We start from the raw sequence: 1152 nt of genomic DNA, 5'->3' as shown, positions 1-1152 counted from the left end.
TCGCTGACGTATGCGGAGTTGGACGCGCGGGCGAACCGGCTGGCGCATGCCCTGATCGCCCGCGGGGTGGGCCCGGAGCGGCTGGTGGCGGTGGCCTTGCCGCGGTCGGCCGAGCTGGTGGGGGCGATCCTCGGGGTGCTGAAGGCGGGGGCGGCGTATGTTCCGGTCGATCCGGAGTACCCGGCCGCGCGGATCGCGTACATGCTCGGCGACGCGCGGCCGGCGGTGTTGGTGACCGACGCCCGCACGCGGGACCGGCTGGGTGATGCCGGTCCGGCCGACTGCCTGGTGCTGGATGACCCGGACACGGCTGTACTGCTGGCGGGTTGCCCGGTAGTGGATCCGGAGGTGGCCGTCGAGCCGGGGCACCCGGCGCAGGTGATCTACACCTCCGGGTCCACCGGGCGGCCGAAGGGTGTGGTGACGACTCATGGCGGTCTGCGGAACCTGTTCGCCAACCAGCGGCAGGTGTTGTTCCCGTCGCAGAAGCGGCTGCGGGTGGGCCTGACCACGTCGGTGTCGTTCGATGCCGCCTGGGACCAGCTGTTCGGTCTGTTCGCGGGCCATGAGCTGCACGTGCTGGACAATGCGACCTGGACGGATCCGGATGCCTTCGTCGAGTATGCCGTGCGCTGCGGGCTCGACTACATCGGTGCGACCCCCTCCTATCTCCAAGTGCTGGTTTCACGAGGGTTGTTGAGTGATCGCCGGTGGCGTCCGGCGATGGTCGCGACGGGTGGTGAGGCCGTCCCGGAGCAGCTGTGGGAGCAGCTGCGGTCGGCTGACGGGGTGTCCTGTCTCAACTTGTACGGGCCGTCGGAGTGCACGGTCAACTCGGTGATCGCGCCGTTGGGTTCGAGTCCGCGTCCGGTGATCGGTCGGCCGGTCGCCAATACCCGGTTGTATGTGCTCGATGGTGCGCTGCAGCTGTTGCCGGCTGGTGTGCGGGGTGAGTTGTACGTTGCGGGTGCGGGGTTGGGGCGTGGTTATCTGAACCGGCCGGGGTTGACGGCGGGGCGGTTCGTGGCGGACCCGTTCGGGCCGGTGGGTTCGCGGATGTATCGCACTGGCGATCTGGTGCGGTGGGGTGAGGATGGGAATCTGGAGTTCCTCGGTCGTACCGACGACCAGGTGAAGGTCCGCGGGTTCCGG

The 1152-nt window shown here is 69.0% G+C and carries 1 protein-coding gene; it reads left to right on the top strand.

The window, feature by feature from the left end; genetic code table 11:
• Nucleotides 1-1152, top strand: a 1152-nt coding sequence (locus ABD369_RS40655) for an amino acid adenylation domain-containing protein (protein WP_344641670.1), incomplete at both ends; no start/stop codon positions are given.

This window comes from Kitasatospora cystarginea, assembly GCF_039533515.1.
GTDB lineage: Bacteria > Actinomycetota > Actinomycetes > Streptomycetales > Streptomycetaceae > Kitasatospora > Kitasatospora cystarginea.
This window is presented reverse-complemented; position numbering and strand designations above follow the sequence as displayed.